Below are 16439 nucleotides of genomic sequence, written 5' to 3' on the forward strand. Positions count from 1 at the left end.
CAGCGTTCGCAACCTGTTAGAGTATGATATAGTAATAGCTACTTGAGAGTGAATAACATACGTTATTGAACTGGACCGATTCGTACTCGACTTATTCGCGGGGAGACCGTTCCGTTGAGTCCACTCGTTCGTAAGCTTGAGCAGTTTGTGCGGCTGTCGTCGGCCGATCGCGCGTTTCTCAACCGCGCGGCATCGGAGCGACTGCGCAAGTTCGGTCCCCGCGTCGATATCGTGCGCGAAGGTGAGAGACCCAAGGACGTGCAGTTGGTCGTTGCCGGCTGGGCGTGCCGCTACAAGCAGTTGGAAGACGGGCGGCGGCAGGTGGTGTCCTTCTTCCTGCCGGGCGATATCTGCGATCTCAATGTTTTCATCCTGCGCGAGATGGACCATTCGATCGGCTCGATCACGGATGTCGCCATCGCCGACCTCTCGCGCGAATTCTTCGAGGAGATCAGCGGTGGATATCCGCGCGTCGTGACGGCGCTGTGGTGGGAAAGCCTGGTCGATGCCGCGATCCAGCGCGAATGGACGCTGAACCTTGGCCAGCGCACGGCGCTGGAGCGCATGGCGCATCTCTTGTGCGAGCTGTTCTTCCGGCTACGCCTTGCCGGCCTCACTAGCGGCGACAGTTGCGACTTCCCTCTGACGCAAGCCGATCTCGCGGACGCCAGCGGGCTGTCCAAGGTGCATGTCAACCGCACCCTGCAGGAGCTGCGCTCGGCGAACCTGATCGTGTTGAAGGGCAAGACGCTTGTCGTGCCCGATCTTCGCCGCCTGATGGATGCCGGCCTGTTCAACGCCAACTATCTGCATATGGAGCGCGAAGGCCGGCAGCTCGACGCCATCGAATGATGCGGCCCGGCCTGGCCCCAGGTTGCTCTTGGTATCACGTACGCTTGGAGGTAGTGTAACGGTGGTCGAGCGGGAGTGGCTACGCTCCGCATTTGCAGCCGGTCGCTACACTGCGACGCAGCGGCGAGGCTCGCATAGCCGTGTGAAGGCTTCTTGAGGTGGCCGTTCATTCGATCTGTTTGTGTGACGTATCTATTTGTTTTTACATATTTTTTGGTCGAGATGGTTTTCTTGAGCGAACAATCCTATGCGTCTGGACGATGTCCGCGCCCTGTCTCGACTACAAATCGCAGTCGGCTATGGTGTTAAGCTTGATCGTCTGTGCGGCGATGCCGCAGCACTATCGCCGCAGAGCCACACCATATGAATTTCGGAGGACCGAGACGTGCATTCGGGCGCAGGAGATGCCATAAATGGCCGCAAGTTTTGAATATTGCGGGTTTAAGAAAAAGTTGCGCTGACACCCAGGTCCGGTTTTTCTCCATCATTTCCCACTAGTCGCAACGAAGGGCGTCAGCTTTGTCGTTTCCATCCATGTCGTCGTCGGTCCCGGTTGCAGCGCTGGTAGGATGGATGCTGCTGCTGACCGCCAAGCACATCGTGGCGGATTTCCTTCTGCAGAATTCCTGGATGGCGATCGGCAAGGATCAGAAGAGCGGCTGGGCGCTGCCCTTGTTTGCGCATTGTCTCGTTCATCTTGCGACCTCGCTGCTCCTGATCCTGGTGATCGCGCCACGATTCTGGTTCGTCGCCTTCATCGATTTCTTCATCCACCTTGCGGTGGATCGTGCCAAGGGAATCACCACCTCGACCTTCGGCGTCACCACCGAGCATCCCTGGTTCTGGTCACTGATCGGCGTCGATCAGGCACTGCATCATCTGACTGGCTTCGGCCTTGCGATCTTCATGGCCGTGAACTGAGTTGCGTCCTTCGCCCCATCATTCCGGGGCTCGATGCTCTCATCCCCCTGAACGACAAATGCCCTCCTGGCGCAGCGACGGCTCCGTTGGCGACAGCGGTAAAGAACGCCGCTTTCTGATTCGCTCAAAGCTGGCAATCCACCCGGATGACTACTGGCGCCCGTGGTTAACCCTTCGTTAGAGAATTGCACGGCATCTTGCGGATCAGGGAGAACTGCAATGTTTTCAAGCCGCAACGCCTTCGAGAACGACGTTTGCCCGGTCCGCGACGAGCTGCTCGGACAGATGTACCGCGCCAACCCGGCCGGCCTTCAGGCCCTGGTCGAGAGCGTCTCGTCCGATGTCCGGGCCATGCTGGCGTTGTTCTGCTATCGCCGCCATCATCTGCATTCATTGGCGCTGGCGATCGCCGCAAGCTGCAGCGAGCGCGAGCTCGCTTTCTTCGGCGGCCACGTCGGCAACACGCTTTACAAACTGTCCCGCCAGCCAGCCCGCGTCACCACGCCCTCGCATGGCGGCCGCAAGCCGATCACGCTCTCGACCAAGCCGCTGGCGACCTTCGCGCCGATCATCGACGATCTCGACGAGGAAGAGGCTGCGGAGACCGTGACGGTCTAAGCCTCTTAGCGGACCACGAACTCTCCCTCATCCCGAGGAGCCGCAAAGCGGCGTCTCGAGGCATGGGCCGCGGGCGAGATCAGGGCCTCATGGGTTTCGAGACGCGCGAAGACGCGCTCCTCACCATGAGGGTCTTCCGACCGTATCCGGGCTACGGTTCGACTGCCAGCACCGGCAGCCCGTGCCGGCGTCGCGCCATCGCGCATTCGGCATCGCCGGGCATGCAGGTGCGGCAGACCTCGGGCCGCATCGCATAGATCGCGCAGCTCGTGGCAACGCCGATGTCGCCTGACAGTGCCGAGCAGCGGTCGCCGTCGCAGCGCATGCCGGATTGCCTTGCATTGACGTATTGCTGCGGGATCAGGTCAAGCTCCGCCTCGTCCTCCGTGCTGAAGCGGGGCCAGTTCTCCGAATACCAGCAGCACGCGCCGCAGGCCTGGCAGGGATTTTCGATCGACATCAGACGTCCTTCGGTGCTTCCCAGACCAGGCTGCGGCGCCAGCGCGCGCGCAACAGGTCGCGCCTCTCAGGATATTTCTCGTCATGATAGATCGCGCCGAGCACGCGGTCGGTGCGGAAACTGCGGAAATCTTTTCGCAGCTCGCACCATGCCGCCAGGATACGCACCGCCTCGTGATAGCCGACCGCGATCGGCCAGATCGTGCGTTCGGTGTCGCGACCATGTTCGTCGCGATAATTAAGCGTGATCTTCTTGCCGTCGTGGATCTGCGAGCGTGTCCGCACCATGTCGATACGGTCGGGTTCCTGGTTCCGCGCCCAGCGGGCTCGGCTTGCCGGTTCGAGCACGAACGGCCGCAAGCGCTCAGGGACGGTATCGGCGATCTTCGCCATTAGGTCTTGCGCGGCACGCGCCAGCGCAGGATCGGCATGGCCCGTGACCCAGCTTGCGCCAAGCACGCAAGCCTCGATCTCATCGGGCGTGAGCATCAAGGGCGGCAGGTCGAATCCCTTTTCCAGGATGTAGCCCATGCCGGCCTCGCCGCGAATCGGTACACGCTGTTCGATCAGGGTCGCGATGTCGCGATAGATCGTGCGCTTGGATGTCTCGAGTTCGGCGGCGATCGCGTCCGCGGTCAGCGGTTTGCGGGTACGCCGAAGCACCTGGATGATCTGAAACAGCCGGTCGGCGCGTCTCATGGTCGGTCTCTTTAGCAGGTCTCTTTGGTTCGTCTGTTCCGGGGTCGTCAATTTTCCCGCGGTCGGCCCCGCTGCTGCTGACAGGATGTTGGCAGCAGGGGGTGGCTATAACAGGACAACACCTCAACTGAAGGGAATTTGTCCATGCTGAATCATATTGGAAGCGGCGGCTTCGATAGCCGTCTTGGCAGGTTCAGGCGAGCCCAAACCTTTGCACTGGAACAGCTCGTCACGATCCACAGCGTCTCCTCCGACCTTCGCTGGGCGCTCATCGAGCTGGCCCTGCGTTCGATCGCCGCCCTGTTGACGGCCGCCGGGAAGCACCTGGTTTTCCGCAGCCGCCGTCTCGTGAAACGGGTTCGTTTGGCGACCCATTTTACCCCTGCTGACACCATGGTGGCAGCAGGGGGCCGCTAGGCTCAGCTTTTTTTTGGGAATTTGGGAGGCTCCAGATGATCATTCTCCATGGCTTCGGTCCGGGCTTCGGCCTGCCGGAAATCAGCCCCTTCGTGACCAAGACCGAGGTCCAGTTGAAGATGGCCGGGCTTGCCTACTGCAAGGAAAAGGCGATGCCGCCGAGTTCGCCCAAAGGGCAACTGCCTTACATCCGGGACGAGGCGGAGACGATCGCCGATTCGACCTTCATCCGCGCGCATATCGAGGGCAAATACGGCTTCGACTTCGATGCGCCGTTGAGCCTCCAGGCGCGCGCACAGGCCTGGGCGTTCGAGCGGATGATCGAGCACCACGTCTATTGGGCTCTGGTCGGCGCGCGCTGGGTCGATGAAACCAATTTCGCCAAGGGGCCGGCCCATTTCTTCGACGGCGCGCCGGAGCATATGCGCGAGAAACTGCGGGAGGATGCGCAATTCCGTGTCGCCGAGAACTATCTGCTGTCCGGCCTCGGCCGCCATGCGCCCGATGAGGACATCGACCTCGCCATCCGGTCATTGTTCGCGCTGTCCGTGCAGCTCGGCGACAAGCGGTATTTGATGGGTGACACGCCGTGCGGCACCGATGCCACCGCGTTCGGTGCGCTTGCGGGAATCTTGACGCCGTTCTTCGATTCGCCGCTGCGCGCGCGGACCGAGAAATTCCGGAATCTCGCCGACTATGTCGACCGGATGATGGGGCAGTATTATCCGGAGTTCGGCTGGTCCCCTGTCCGTGAAGCGGCCTAGGATCAGGTCGTCTAAGATGATGTCGCGGCCTGCGGCTGGCCCTTCAATGCGGCCAGCTCGGCCTCGAGCTCGGTAATGCGTGCATCACGCGCGACGAGCGCCGCCGCGACATCGGCGGCGTCGACCTTCTGCGGAATGTGCTGCGGGCAGTTGGTGTCCCAGGCCGTTATCTTGAACAGGATCACCTGCTCAGGCCGCGCCTTGTAGCCTTTCGGCATCAGCGATTGCGTCAGCGCCGGGTCGTCGTCGACCACGCGCGCTTCCCCCCAGAGCTTGACGCGTCTGCGATACGCGTAATCCATCACGAAGATATACGCCTTCGGATTCTCGGACAGGTTGCCCTGGGTGATGTACTGCCGGTTGCCGCTGAAGTCGGCGAACGCAATGGTGCTGGCGTCCAGGATCTTGATGAAGCCCTTCGGCCCGCCGCGGTGCTGGATATAGGGCTGGCCATCGGCCGAGGCGGTCGCGAAATAGAAACTGTTGGCGTTGGCGAGGAAGGCCGCCAGGTTCATGTCGATCTCGGTGCGCCAGCCGCGCTGTTCGACCTGGGCATAGGCTTCGCGCGAACCCTTGCGCGCCTGGATCGCCTTCACCGCCGGTGTGAAGGCGACGTCGCTGGCATAGGTCTGGACATCGGACATCTGAGCCTCCTGGCTTGGAGCGCCAAAGCATCGTTTCGCGTCCAACATGGGTCAGTTCCCGGAGTTAAACAATCAAGGCCGTTGACAGTTCACTGTTGCAGACTATGCAATAATACGATGGACCGTATTGATGCCATGCAGGCCTTCGTTGCCGTGGCCGATCTGCAGGGCTTCGCCCCTGCGGCGCGAAAGCTTGGGCTGTCGCCATCGGCCGTGACCCGGCTGATCGCGGCGCTGGAGGAGCGACTCGGCGCGCGGCTGCTGCAGCGAACCACGAGGTCCGTGACCCTGAGCGATGCCGGCTCGCGCTATCTGGAGCGTATCAGGCGCATTCTCGCCGATCTCGAGGAGGCCGAGGAGGCGATCGAGGGCGAGCGGACTCGTCCCGCCGGGCGGCTGGTGATCTCGGCGCCGGTCGGTTTCGGCCGCCTGCATGTCAGCCCGATGGTGATGGCCTATCTGAAGCGCTATCCCGAGGTCGGCACGGACCTCAGGCTCTCCGACCGCATGATCAACCTGGTGGAGGAGGGCGTCGACCTTGCCGTCAGGATCGGGCATCTGCCGGATTCGACGCTCGTTGCACGCCATGTCGGCGAGATGCGGCGCATCGTGGTGGCCTCGAAGGAGTATCTGAACGCCCGCGGCGAGCCGAAGCGGCCTTCGGACATATCAGCGCATGACACCATTCAGTTTGGCGCCATGACCGCGGCGCCGGATTGGCGCTTCGTCGAGGACGGGCAGGAGGTCCGCGTTTCGCCGAACCCGCGCTTTTCATCCAACAGCGCCGATGCTGCGATTCAATATGCCGAAGCCGGCGGCGGTCTGACGCGGGTGCTCGCCTATCAAGCGGCCGCCTCGCTGAAGGCAGGACGGCTCAGAATCGTGCTGGCGAAATTCGAGCAGCCGCCGCTGCCGATCCACATCGTCTATCCGACCTCGCGCCTGCTCTCGGCCAAAGTGCGCACCTTCATCGATCTGGTGACCGAGACCGCGGATTGGCAATTTACCTGAAGTCATCATTCCGGAGCGCTGACACCAGCTTGGAATGACGGTCACTGCTTCTTCGGCATCACCCGAAACGTCCCATTCGCCCGCGCGATGATGACATCGTCCGCCTTCACCAGGCTCTGGGCAAAGCAGATGGTGCTGCCGGTCTTGATCACGTCGGTCTCGACCGCGAGCCACTGTCCGATCTCCGCCGTGCCGATGAAATCGACCGCAAGCGAGACCGTCACCAGCGAGGATGTCCAGCCCATCACCTGGGCGCAGCTATAGCCCATTGCATTGTCGGCGAGTGCTGCGATCAATCCGCCATGGATCAGACCGCGCGAGTTGGTGTGCGGCTTTGCGAGCCTCAGCCCCATGATCACCGCCCTGTCAGTGCGCTTCGAATAGAGCGGCTCCCAGGGATCGGTGAGCGGGCTCTTGCGGAAGTGAGGCTCGAAGCCTTCGGGAATGTCGGCAATGACGGAAGCATCGGTGCTCATGGTCGGCTCGTGGGTTTGGTGATCTCCGAGCCATTGAACGCGATGTCGATGACAGTTTCACCGCATACAAAGTTTTAAACGGCACCTGCGCGGGTGTTTGAAATGCGTGGTCATCACAAGTGTCGCCTCATCCTGAGGAGCCGCGCAGCGGCGTCTCGAAGGATGGGCCGCGGGTGAGATAGGGGCCTCATGGTTCGAGACGCGGCGAAGTCGCCGCTCCTCACCATGAGGGTCGAGATCCGTAGGGTGGGCAAAGCGAAGCGTGCCCACCATTCACGGTTGGTGCAAGAGAAGGTGGGCACGCTGCGCTTTGCCCACATTGCAGCGTCACAACGGCAATCCGACGTAATTCTCCGACAGCGACGTCGACGCCGCCTTGGAACTGACGAGATAGTCCAACTCGGCGAGTTGGATCCTCGCGCCGAACTCGCCCTGGTCAGGGAATTTGTGCAGCATCGAGGTCATCCACCAGGAGAAGCGCACCGCCTTCCAGACCCGCGCCAGTGCCCTTGCGGAATAATTGTCGATACCGGCTGAGGATTTCTCGTCGTAATATTCACGTAGCGCCTGAGACAGATAGTGCACATCGCTGGCGGCGAGGTTCAGTCCCTTGGCGCCGGTCGGCGGCACGATATGCGAGGCGTCGCCGGCCAGGAACATCCTGCCGAAGCGCATCGGCTCGGCGACGAAGCTGCGCAGAGGCGCGATGCTCTTTTCGATCGAGGGACCGGTGATGAGTTCGTCCGCCGCCTTCTGGTCGAGCCGGCGCTTCAGCTCGTCCCAGAAACGCTCATCCGGCCATTGGTCGATGTGATCGTCGAGAGAGCACTGCACGTAATAGCGGCTGCGGTGCATCGAACGCATCGTGCACAGCGCGAAACCCCGTTCATGGTTGTTGTAGATCAGCTCGTGCGAGACCGGAGGCGTATCGGAGAGGATGCCGAGCCAGCCGAATGGATAGACCCGCTCGAACATCTTGATCGCTTGAGCCGGCACGCTGGCGCGGCTGACGCCGTGGAAACCGTCGCAGCCCGCGATGAAGTCACAGGTGATCTCGCCCGCTTTGCCGTCCTTCACGTAAGAGACGCGCGGATGGTCGGTGTCGAAATCATGCGGCTGGACGTCGGCGGCCTGGTAGATGGTGGTGAGCCCGGCCTGCTGCCGCGCGTTCATCAGATCCAGCGTCACCTCGGTCTGGCCGTAGATCATCACCGTCTTGCCGGTCGCCGCGTGCATGTCGATGCGATGGCGGGCGCCGCCGAAGGCAAGCTCCAGCCCATGATGGATCAGGCCCTCGCGATGGGCGCGCTGGCCTGCGCCGACTTCGTCGAGCAGACCGACCGTGCCCTCTTCCAGGAGGCCGGCGCGGATCCGCCCCAGCACATAGTCGGCGGTCTGCCGCTCCAGGATGACGTTGTCGATGCCGCAGGCGTGAAGTAGTTGCCCAAGCAACAATCCTGCCGGACCTGCGCCTATGATTGCTACCTTTGACCGCAATACGTGCTCCTCCCGATACTGTAGGCTTCAGTTTATACCGGCTGGCGGCTCGCTGTCGTCAGCTTGCAATGGTAATTATATCATATAACAATAATCGCAAAGGGCCACCAAAGGCCCGTAAAGAGGGAGACGATGCCGATGAGGAAGACGGTTCTGGCGTTGCTGCTGGCCGCCAGCGTGACCCCTGCGTTCGGGCAGGAGAAGAATTTCGACCTGAAGATCTCGCACTGGGTGCCGGCGTCCCATCCGCTGCAGAAGTCGCTGGAGGATTGGGCCGCGGCGGTCGAAAAGGATTCCGGCGGCACCGTCAAGGGCAAGGTGTTCCCGGCGCAGCAGCTCGGCAAGGCCTTCGACCATTACGACATGGCGCGCGACGGTATCGCCGACGTCACCTATGTCAATCCGGGCTACCAGCCCGGCCGCTTCCCGATCGTCGGCGCCGGCGAATTGCCGTTCCTGATCTCGGACGCCAAGGGCGGCTCGATGGGATTGGATGCCTGGTACCGCAAATATGCCGAGAAGGAGATGAAGGACGTCAAGTACTGCCTTGCCTTCGTCCATTCGCCGTCGTCGTTCCATTCGCGCAGCAAGAAGATCGTGGTGCCCGAGGACGTCAAGGGCCTGAAGATCCGCCCGGCCCATGCCACCATGGCCAATTTCGTCACCTCGCTCGGCGGCACCAATGTGCAGTCCTCCGCGCCAGAAGTGCGTGACATCATTGAACGCGGCGTGGCCGACGGCGTCACCTTTCCCTGGGGCTCGCTGGTGCTGTTCGGCATCGACAAGGTGACGAAATACGACATGGAGGCGCCGCTCTATGTCACGACCTTCGTGTTCGTCATCAACAAGGACAAGTACAACGCGATGTCCGACCGTCAGAAGGCGGCGATCGACAAGAACTGCTCGACCGAGATGGCGGGTATCGTCGGCGAGCACTGGGGCAAGTTCGAGGACGCCGGTATCGACAAGGTGAAGGCCGAGTCCGGTCACGAGGTCTACAAGCTGACGCCGGAGCAGACCGCGCTGTGGAAGAAGGCCGCCGAGCCGCTGGTCAAGACCTGGTCCGACAACGTCAAGAAGACCGGCGTCGATCCGGATGCCGCGATGACCGACCTCAAGGCTTCGCTCACCAAGTACAACGCGTTCGCGCAGTAGTTCCCCGCTCCCTCTCCCGCTTGCGGGAGAGGGAGCGGGGAGAGGGTGTCTCCGCAATGGGACCGTCCGTGGGGAGAGAGCTCTCACCGGGCGTTAACGCCGACCTCTGCCGCAAGCGGGAGAGATGACCCGAGCTTGCGGATAGCCGATCGATATCGAGCCATAGGACTTCCCCTCATGAAACGCGCGTACATGGACCGTTTCATCGACGCCATCGAATGGATCGCGGCCGGATTCGTCGGCATCGTCGCCGCCAATATCTTCCTCGCGGTGCTCCTGCGGAACACGTTGAACTACTCGATTCCCGATTCCTTCGACATCGGGCGGATGCTGCTCGGCATCCTGATTTTCTGGGGCATCGCCGCGACCTCCTATCGTGGCACCCACATCACCGTCGATCTGGTCTGGGCCAATGTCGGGCCGAAATACCAGCGCATCATCGACGTCTTTGCGACGCTGGTGCTGCTGTTCGTGGTCAGCGTGCAGACCTGGACGTTGTTCGACAAGGTGCGCGGCACCTATAACGATAATGTCCAGACCTTCGACCTGCATATGCCGACCTGGCCGTTCTTCGCGATCGCCTGGATCGGCGACGTCTCCGCCGTGCTCTTGATCGCGATCCGCACCTACAGGCTGATCTTCCATCCCGAAGAGATGCACGATCCCAAGATCAAGGCGACGGAGTAAACGCCGATGAGCACCGATGCCGTCGCCATCCTCGGCTTTGTCGCGCTTTTCGCGCTGATGCTGCTCCGCGTGCCGGTCGGCATGGCGATGGGCCTCGTCGGCGTCTGCGGTTTCAGCTATCTGGTCGGCGCCACGCCGGCGCTGAAACTGGTCGGCCAGACCTCGATGCGCACGGTGACCGACTACACCTTTGGCGTGATCCCGATGTTCCTGTTGATGGGGACCTTCGTCAGCAATTCCGGCATGAGCCGCGAATTGTTCCGCGCTGCCAACGGCTTTCTCGGCCATCTGCGCGGCGGACTCGGCATTGCCACCGTCGCCGCCTGCGGCGGCTTCGCAGCGATCTGCGGCTCCTCGGTCGCGACCGCCGCGACCTTCTCGGCGGTGGCCTATCCGGAGATGCGCCGCTTCGGCTATCCGCAATCCTTTGCCACTGGTGTGATCGCGGCGGGCGGCACGTTGGGCGCGATGCTGCCGCCATCGACCGTGCTCGCGGTCTACGGCATCATCACCGAGCAGGACATCGGAAAACTCTTCATCGCCGGCATCATCCCGGGCCTGCTCGCGATGACCATGTACATGGTCACGATCGCGCTGATCGGCTATGTCAGGCCGGGTTTCCTGCCGACGGGCAAACGGATTCCCTGGCGCGAGCGGTTCGCCGGCCTGCGCGACATCTGGGCGCCGGTGCTGCTGTTCATCTTCGTCATCGGCGGCCTCTACGGTTTGCCGTTCCTGCCGCGTTTCACGCCGACGGAGGCCGGCGGCGTCGGCGCCACCGGCGCGTTCCTGATCGGCGTCCTCACCGGACGGTTGGACAGGGAGAAGATCCTCACTTCGCTGTTGCAAGCGACGCGCACAGCGGCCGCGGTGTTCACCGTGCTGATCGGCGCGTTGATCTTCGGCTATTTCCTGACCGTGACGCAGACGCCACAGAAGGTCACCGAATTCCTCACCGGCCTCGGGCTGGGCAGCTACGGCATCCTCGCCGTCATCATGCTGATGTATCTCGTGCTCGGCTGCCTGATGGACGCCATGGCGATGATCATCCTGACCGTGCCGATCATCTTCCCGGTCATCATGCATCTTGGCTTCGATCCGATCTGGTTCGGCGTCATCATCGTGATGACGGTCGAACTTGGCCTGATCCATCCGCCTGTCGGCATGAACGTGTTCGTGATAAAGAGCGTGGTGAAGGACGTCTCCTTCTCCACGATCTTCAAGGGCGTGATCCCCTTCGTGATCACCGACCTGATCCGCCTCGTGATCCTCATTGCTTTCCCCCTGCTTGCCACCTGGCTGCCGCAACGCATGATGGCCAATTGATGCCGCCCGTGATCGAAACCAGATACGTCTTCACCATCACCGCCTGCATCGGCGAGGTGACCTCGGCCGGCGGCATCGGCATAGGCGAACGCCGCATTATCCCGATCATCGGCGGCGAGGTGAAGGGAGACGTCAACGGCAAGGTCCTGCCGTTCGGAGCCGATTTCCAGATCATTCGCCCAAACGAGCTGATCGAGCTAGAGGCCAAGTACGCCTTCGAGACCGACGACGGCGCGGTGATCTATGTCGAAAACCGCGGCATCCGCTTTGGGCCGGTCGATCTCCTCCAGAAACTCAAGCGGGGCGAGGCGGTCGATCCCAGGCTGATCTATTTCCGCACGGTGCCGAAATTCGAGACCGGCGCCGAGAAGTACAGTTGGCTGATGGAGCACATCTTCGTCGCGTCCGCCGCCCGCCACACTGATCGCGTGGTGATCGACGTGCATCAGGTATTGTGAACGGATTGGCCTGTCAGCCACTCGGCGGCGCCAGCGGCTGCACGATCTCCTGGAACGGCGGCAGCGCCTCGCAGGCCGCCGCATGGGCCTTCAGCGCCGGATATCGCTCGCCCAACAGGGCAGGGTGCGCCTCGCCGGTGAAGCGCAGCACGCAGGCGACCGCGATGTCGGCATGCGCGATGCGCTCGCCGAACCACCAGGGCGTGTTGACCGCGGCGCGTTCCTTTTCCAGCACATCGAGGACGCCGCCGATCTGCGCCTCGCAGCGTTCGACCCAGAGCTTGAGCTGTTCCTTGCGCAGCACGCGCTCGTAGATCAGGCTGACCGCCTTGTCCCCGAGCCCGGTGGCAAGTGCGCAGATGCGTAAATGCTGGCGCCGCTCGGGTCCCTTCGCGGGCATCATCGCCTTTTGCGGTCCGACCAGTTCATCGAGATAGTCCAGAATCGCCGAGCTCTCGATCAGCGCCTCGCCGTCGTCGAGCACCAGCGTCGGCACCCGCCGGAGCGGATTATAGGCCGCGATCTTGTCCCCATCACCAAAGGTCGACCACGGCCGATGCTCGAAGGTGAGGCCATAAAGCCGCAGCGCGATCGCGGTGCGGCGGACGAACGGGGAGTCGTATTGGCCGATCAGGATCATGGTCACTCCCCCTCATCACTCGCCAGCACGCCCTTCACCGCCCTTGCCCAGCCGGCCAGCTTGCGCTCGCGCGTCGCCTGGCTCATCGCGGGCCTGAAGCGGTGCTCCAATCGCCAGTTGTCGGCGAATTTTGTCGGCTCGGGATAGACGCCCGCCTGTAGCCCGGCGAGATAGGCGGCGCCCAGCGCCGTGGTCTCCTGGATCATGGGACGATCAACCGGCGCATCGAGCAGGTCGGCCAAGCGCTGCATGGTCCAGTCGGAGGCGGTCATGCCGCCGTCGACGCGGAGCACGATGTTGGCCGCCGTCGCATCCGGCCAATCGGCGCGCATCGCGGCCCAGAGGTCGTAGGTCTGGTAGCAGACGCTTTCCAGCGCCGCATGCGCGAGCTCGGCCGGACCGGTGTTGCGCGTGAGGCCGAACAGCGCGCCGCGCACGCGCGGATTCCAATAGGGCGCGCCCATGCCGACGAAGGCCGGCACCAGATAGACGCTCTGCATCGAATCGGACTTGTCCGCAAGCGGGCCGGTCTCTGCGGCCTGCTTGATGATGCCGAGCCCATCGCGCAGCCATTGCACCGCGCTTCCGGCGACGAAGATCGAACCTTCCAGCGCGTAGGTGCGCTTGCCGGCGAGCTGGTAGGCGATCGTGGTCAGCAGCTTGTTCTTCGACTTCACCGGCGTGGTGCCGGTGTTGAGCAGCGCGAAGCAGCCGGTGCCATAGGTCGACTTGATCATGCCGGGCTCGAAGCAGGCCTGCCCGATGGTCGCAGCCTGCTGGTCGCCGGCGATCCCTGCGATGGCGATGCTGCCGCCGAACAAGTCGGGCACGCTGTCGCCGAATTTGGCGGAGGAATCCTTCACCTCCGGCAGCATCGAGCGCGGCACGCCGAGGATCTTCAAGAGTTCGTCGTCCCATGCGCCGGTGTGGATGTTGAAGAGCAGGGTGCGGGAGGCGTTGGTGGCGTCGGTCGCGTGCACCTTGCCGCCGGTGAGCCGCCACAGCAGATAGCAATCGACGGTGCCGAACAGCAGCTCGCCGCGCTCGGCGCGCTCCCGCGCACCCGGCACGCTCTCGAGCATCCAGGCGACCTTGGTGCCGGAGAAATAGGGGTCGATGATGAGCCCGGTCTTGGCCGAGATCACAGGCTCATGGCCTTCGGCCTTCAGTTTGGCGCAGAAATCGGCGGTGCGGCGGTCCTGCCAGACAATGGCGCGGTGCACCGCCTTGCCGGTGGCGCGGTCCCACACGACAGTGGTCTCGCGCTGGTTGGTGATGCCGATCGCCGCGATGTCTTTCGCGTTGAGACCAGCCTTCTCCAGCGCGTTGCGGCAGGTGGCAATCGTCGAGGTCCAGATATCTTCCGGCTCATGCTCGACCCAGCCGGAGGCGGGGAAATGCTGCGGGAACTCCTGCTGCGCCACCGCCGCGATCGAGATATCGCTGCGGAACACGATGGCGCGCGAGGACGTGGTGCCCTGATCGATGGCCAGCACAAAGGACATGGCGCTCCTTCCCGGACGTGATTGCTTGCTGCGCCAAGGGAGCGGATTGGCGCGGCAAGGTCAATATCCTCTCGCTGTCCACACAACCTCGCTGTCGTCCCGGCCTTGAGCCGGGACCCATAACCACAGGCTTCAGTTGGGTGGCCCCAACGTCTACCACCCCGCTTGCGCCGATAGCACAGCGCGGTATCGGTCCCGGCGTTCGCCGGGACGACGTGGGGATGGAGTGTCGCGTCGTAACTACACCGCCGCGGTCGTGACGCCGCCATCGATGACGATGGTCTGGCCGGTCATGAAGGTGGAGGCGTCGGAGGCGAGATAGGCGACAGCGCCGGCGATCTCGTCGGGCTCGCCGATGCGGCGGAGCGGGGTGGTGGCGGTACGCCGTTTCAACAGCTCCGCGTCTTCCCAGAGCGCGCGGGCGAAATCGGTCTTGACCAGGCCAGGCGCGACGCAATTGACGCGCACGCCCTTCGGCCCCCATTCGCCGGCGAGGCTCCGGCAGAGCGCGAAGTCGGCGGCCTTGGAGATGCCGTAGGCGCCGATCACCGTCGAGCCGCGCAATCCGCCGATCGAGGAGATGATCACGACCGAGCCATTGCCGCGCTCGGCCATCTGCGGGATCGCCAGCGCGCAGAGCCAGATGTTGCTCTTGACGTTGGAGCCCATGATCTTGTCGAATGCCTCGTCCTTGATGTCGAGCAGCGGGCCGTAATAGGGGTTCACCGCGGCGTTGCAGACGAGGATGTCGATCTTGCCGTAATGTTTGGTCGCGCCCGAGATCAGCGCTTCCACCTCCTCGCGGCGCGAGATGTTGCAGGGGATCACATGGGCGTCGCCGCCGGCCTTGTTGATGCCGTCGGCCACTTCCTTGCAGGCATCGGCCTTGCGCGAGGAGATCACCACCTTGGCGCCGAGCCTCGCGAGCAATTCGGCGGAAGCGCGGCCGATGCCGCGGCTCGAGCCTGTGATGACGGCGACCTTTCCGGTGAGATCGAACGGGGTGCTTTTCATTGTTGTTTTCTCCCTCAATTCTTGATTGTCATTCCGGGCACGCGCGAGAGCGCGTGAACCCGGAATCCAGAAGTCGCGGCGCGAGATTCCGGGTTCGCGCTTCGCGCGCCCCGGAATGACGAGTGTCAGATCAGCCCGCCCGCGTCGGCGACGCGGCGCAGGTGATACTCTGTGTCGCCAAAGGTGTTCTCGATCATGGTCAGGCGCTTGAAGTAGTGGCCGATCTTGGCCTCCATGGTCATGCCGATGCCGCCATGGAGCTGGATCGCCTGCTGGCCGACGAACTTCAGCGACTTTCCGATCTGCACCTTGGCCGCCGCGATCGCGTTGGCGCGCTCCTTGGCGTCCTCGAAGTCGGTTGCCATGGTTGCGAACATCGACATCGAGCGAGCCTGCTCGGCCGCGACGAACATGTCGGAGGCGCGGTGCTGCAGGCTCTGGAACGAGCCGATCGCGACGCCGAACTGCTTGCGCGTCTTGATGTACTCGACCGTCTCCTTGAGTGATTCATCCATCGCGCCGACCGCCTCCGCGCACAGCGCGACGCGGGCTTCGTCGACCACGCGCTCGATCAGGGCAAGGGCGTCCTCCGGGTTGCCGATCGCGGCATCGCTGCCCACTTCCACGCCGGTGAAGCTGATGTCGGCGGCGTAGAGGCCGTCCTGGGTCGGATAGCCCTTCTTGCTGATGCCCTTAGCGTTGGCGGGCACCAGGAACACGCCGATGCCGTTCTTATCGCGCCGCTCGCCCTTGGTGCGCGCGGTCACGATCAGCGTGTCGGCATTCTCCCCGTTGAGGACGACGAACTTCTCGCCGTCGATCACCCAGCCGTCGCCCTTCTTCTTGGCGGTCGTGGTGACGTCGAACAGGTCGTAGCGCGAGTTCTTCTCGAGCTGCGCGAACGCAAGCGTCTTGCTGCCGTCGATGATGCCGGGAATGTGCGCGGCCTTCTGTTCGGCCGAACCGCCATGGCGCAGGAAGCCGCCGCCGATCACCACGGTCGCGAGATAGGGCTCGAGCACCAGCGCCTTGCCGAGTGCCTCCATCACGATCATGGTCTCGACGCCGCCGGCTCCGAACCCGCCGTCGGCTTCCGCAAAGGGCAGGCCGAGCAGGCCCTGCTCGGCGAGCTTGCTCCAGACGGCTTTGCTCCAGCCGCCCTTCTCCTTCATGTATTTCTTGCGCTGTTCGAAATCATAGGCGTCGGTCAAAAGACCGTCGACGCTTTCCTTCAGCAGGCGCTGCTCCTCGGACAAATCAAAATCCATGTTACCGTTTCTCCAAAATCACGCGGGC

Annotated in this window: 19 protein-coding genes; 10 read left to right on the forward strand and 9 right to left on the reverse strand. The window is 63.0% G+C overall.

The annotated features are described in order from the left end of the window. The first annotated feature begins 114 nt into the window (after nucleotides 1–114). The 3 genes from I6F35_RS01290 to I6F35_RS01300 all read left to right on the forward strand — a co-directional run bounded on the left by I6F35_RS01290 (nucleotide 115) and on the right by I6F35_RS01300 (nucleotide 2391). A complete protein-coding gene (locus I6F35_RS01290) occupies nucleotides 115–852 on the forward strand; it encodes a Crp/Fnr family transcriptional regulator (protein WP_225115823.1) in 738 nt (245 codons plus the stop codon). 573 nt (nucleotides 853–1425) lie between these two features. After that, entirely contained in the window at nucleotides 1426–1773 is a 348-nt protein-coding gene (locus tag I6F35_RS01295) for a DUF3307 domain-containing protein (protein ID WP_225115824.1), read from the forward strand. Between the two features lie 219 nt (nucleotides 1774–1992). Next, nucleotides 1993–2391, forward strand: coding sequence for a hypothetical protein (locus tag I6F35_RS01300; protein ID WP_225115825.1), 399 nt, complete (start codon nucleotides 1993–1995; stop codon nucleotides 2389–2391). Between the two features lie 151 nt (nucleotides 2392–2542). Here I6F35_RS01300 and I6F35_RS01305 read toward each other — a convergent pair whose 3' ends face one another. Continuing rightward, nucleotides 2543–2851: a YkgJ family cysteine cluster protein gene (locus I6F35_RS01305; RefSeq protein WP_225115826.1), complete on the reverse strand. Its 309-nt coding sequence runs from the start codon at nucleotides 2849–2851 to the stop codon at nucleotides 2543–2545. Further along, complete coding sequence (locus I6F35_RS01310; protein WP_225115827.1) at nucleotides 2851–3549, reverse strand: YafY family protein; 699 nt, start codon at nucleotides 3547–3549, stop codon at nucleotides 2851–2853. The genes I6F35_RS01305 and I6F35_RS01310 overlap by 1 nt, the downstream gene beginning before the upstream one ends. 144 nt (nucleotides 3550–3693) lie before the next feature. On the opposite strand from I6F35_RS01310, the gene I6F35_RS01315 reads away from it, so the two are divergent. Together I6F35_RS01315 and I6F35_RS01320 are read left to right on the forward strand one after the other, a co-directional pair. Next, nucleotides 3694–3966: a hypothetical protein gene (locus I6F35_RS01315; protein WP_225115828.1), complete on the forward strand. Its 273-nt coding sequence runs from the start codon at nucleotides 3694–3696 to the stop codon at nucleotides 3964–3966. A gap of 35 nt (nucleotides 3967–4001) precedes the next feature. Next, nucleotides 4002–4730 (forward strand): glutathione S-transferase family protein, encoded by a 729-nt coding sequence (locus tag I6F35_RS01320; RefSeq protein ID WP_225115829.1) that lies wholly within the window; start codon nucleotides 4002–4004, stop codon nucleotides 4728–4730. Nucleotides 4731–4741: 11 nt separating this feature from the next. Here the strand turns inward: I6F35_RS01320 and I6F35_RS01325 are convergent, their stop codons facing one another. Further along, nucleotides 4742–5374 carry a pyridoxamine 5'-phosphate oxidase family protein gene (locus I6F35_RS01325; RefSeq protein ID WP_225115830.1) on the reverse strand — a complete coding sequence of 211 codons (633 nt, stop codon included), beginning with the start codon at nucleotides 5372–5374 and terminating at the stop codon, nucleotides 4742–4744. 117 nt (nucleotides 5375–5491) lie between these two features. Here I6F35_RS01325 and I6F35_RS01330 point away from each other — a divergent pair, with 117 nt between their 5' ends. Then, a complete protein-coding gene (locus I6F35_RS01330) occupies nucleotides 5492–6385 on the forward strand; it encodes a LysR family transcriptional regulator (protein WP_225115831.1) in 894 nt (297 codons plus the stop codon). A gap of 41 nt (nucleotides 6386–6426) precedes the next feature. Here the strand turns inward: I6F35_RS01330 and I6F35_RS01335 are convergent, their stop codons facing one another. Together I6F35_RS01335 and pobA are read right to left on the reverse strand one after the other, a co-directional pair. After that, entirely contained in the window at nucleotides 6427–6861 is a 435-nt protein-coding gene (locus I6F35_RS01335) for a PaaI family thioesterase (RefSeq protein ID WP_225115832.1), read from the reverse strand. Nucleotides 6862–7188: 327 nt separating this feature from the next. After that, on the reverse strand, nucleotides 7189–8358 hold the full coding sequence (gene pobA, locus I6F35_RS01340) for a 4-hydroxybenzoate 3-monooxygenase (protein WP_225115833.1): 1170 nt from the start codon (nucleotides 8356–8358) through the stop codon (nucleotides 7189–7191). 138 nt (nucleotides 8359–8496) lie between these two features. On the opposite strand from pobA, the gene I6F35_RS01345 reads away from it, so the two are divergent. The 4 genes from I6F35_RS01345 (at nucleotide 8497) to I6F35_RS01360 (ending at nucleotide 11984) form a co-directional block, all read left to right on the forward strand. After that, the gene (locus I6F35_RS01345) at nucleotides 8497–9513 is read left to right on the forward strand and encodes a TRAP transporter substrate-binding protein (RefSeq protein WP_225115834.1); all 1017 of its coding nucleotides are present in this window, start codon (nucleotides 8497–8499) and stop codon (nucleotides 9511–9513) included. A gap of 177 nt (nucleotides 9514–9690) precedes the next feature. Beyond that, the gene (locus tag I6F35_RS01350) at nucleotides 9691–10200 is read left to right on the forward strand and encodes a TRAP transporter small permease (protein WP_225115835.1); all 510 of its coding nucleotides are present in this window, start codon (nucleotides 9691–9693) and stop codon (nucleotides 10198–10200) included. 6 nt (nucleotides 10201–10206) lie between these two features. Further along, nucleotides 10207–11526: a TRAP transporter permease gene (locus tag I6F35_RS01355; RefSeq protein ID WP_225115836.1), complete on the forward strand. Its 1320-nt coding sequence runs from the start codon at nucleotides 10207–10209 to the stop codon at nucleotides 11524–11526. Continuing rightward, on the forward strand, nucleotides 11526–11984 hold the full coding sequence (locus tag I6F35_RS01360; RefSeq protein ID WP_225115837.1) for a DUF3237 domain-containing protein: 459 nt from the start codon (nucleotides 11526–11528) through the stop codon (nucleotides 11982–11984). The genes I6F35_RS01355 and I6F35_RS01360 overlap by 1 nt, the downstream gene beginning before the upstream one ends. A gap of 13 nt (nucleotides 11985–11997) precedes the next feature. Here I6F35_RS01360 and I6F35_RS01365 read toward each other — a convergent pair whose 3' ends face one another. The 4 genes from I6F35_RS01365 to pimD all read right to left on the reverse strand — a co-directional run bounded on the left by I6F35_RS01365 (nucleotide 11998) and on the right by pimD (nucleotide 16411). After that, complete coding sequence (locus tag I6F35_RS01365; RefSeq protein WP_225115838.1) at nucleotides 11998–12624, reverse strand: glutathione S-transferase family protein; 627 nt, start codon at nucleotides 12622–12624, stop codon at nucleotides 11998–12000. A 2-nt stretch (nucleotides 12625–12626) separates the two neighbouring features. Continuing rightward, entirely contained in the window at nucleotides 12627–14129 is a 1503-nt protein-coding gene (gene glpK, locus I6F35_RS01370; RefSeq protein WP_225115839.1) for a glycerol kinase GlpK, read from the reverse strand. A gap of 240 nt (nucleotides 14130–14369) precedes the next feature. Beyond that, entirely contained in the window at nucleotides 14370–15143 is a 774-nt protein-coding gene (locus I6F35_RS01375) for an SDR family oxidoreductase (RefSeq protein ID WP_225115840.1), read from the reverse strand. Nucleotides 15144–15268: 125 nt separating this feature from the next. Beyond that, a complete protein-coding gene (gene pimD, locus I6F35_RS01380) occupies nucleotides 15269–16411 on the reverse strand; it encodes a pimeloyl-CoA dehydrogenase small subunit (protein WP_225115841.1) in 1143 nt (380 codons plus the stop codon). Nucleotides 16412–16439: the final 28 nt, after the last annotated feature.

It is taken from the genome of Bradyrhizobium sp. BRP22, from assembly GCF_020194175.1.
In the GTDB taxonomy this organism is placed as follows: Bacteria; Pseudomonadota; Alphaproteobacteria; order Rhizobiales; family Xanthobacteraceae; genus Bradyrhizobium.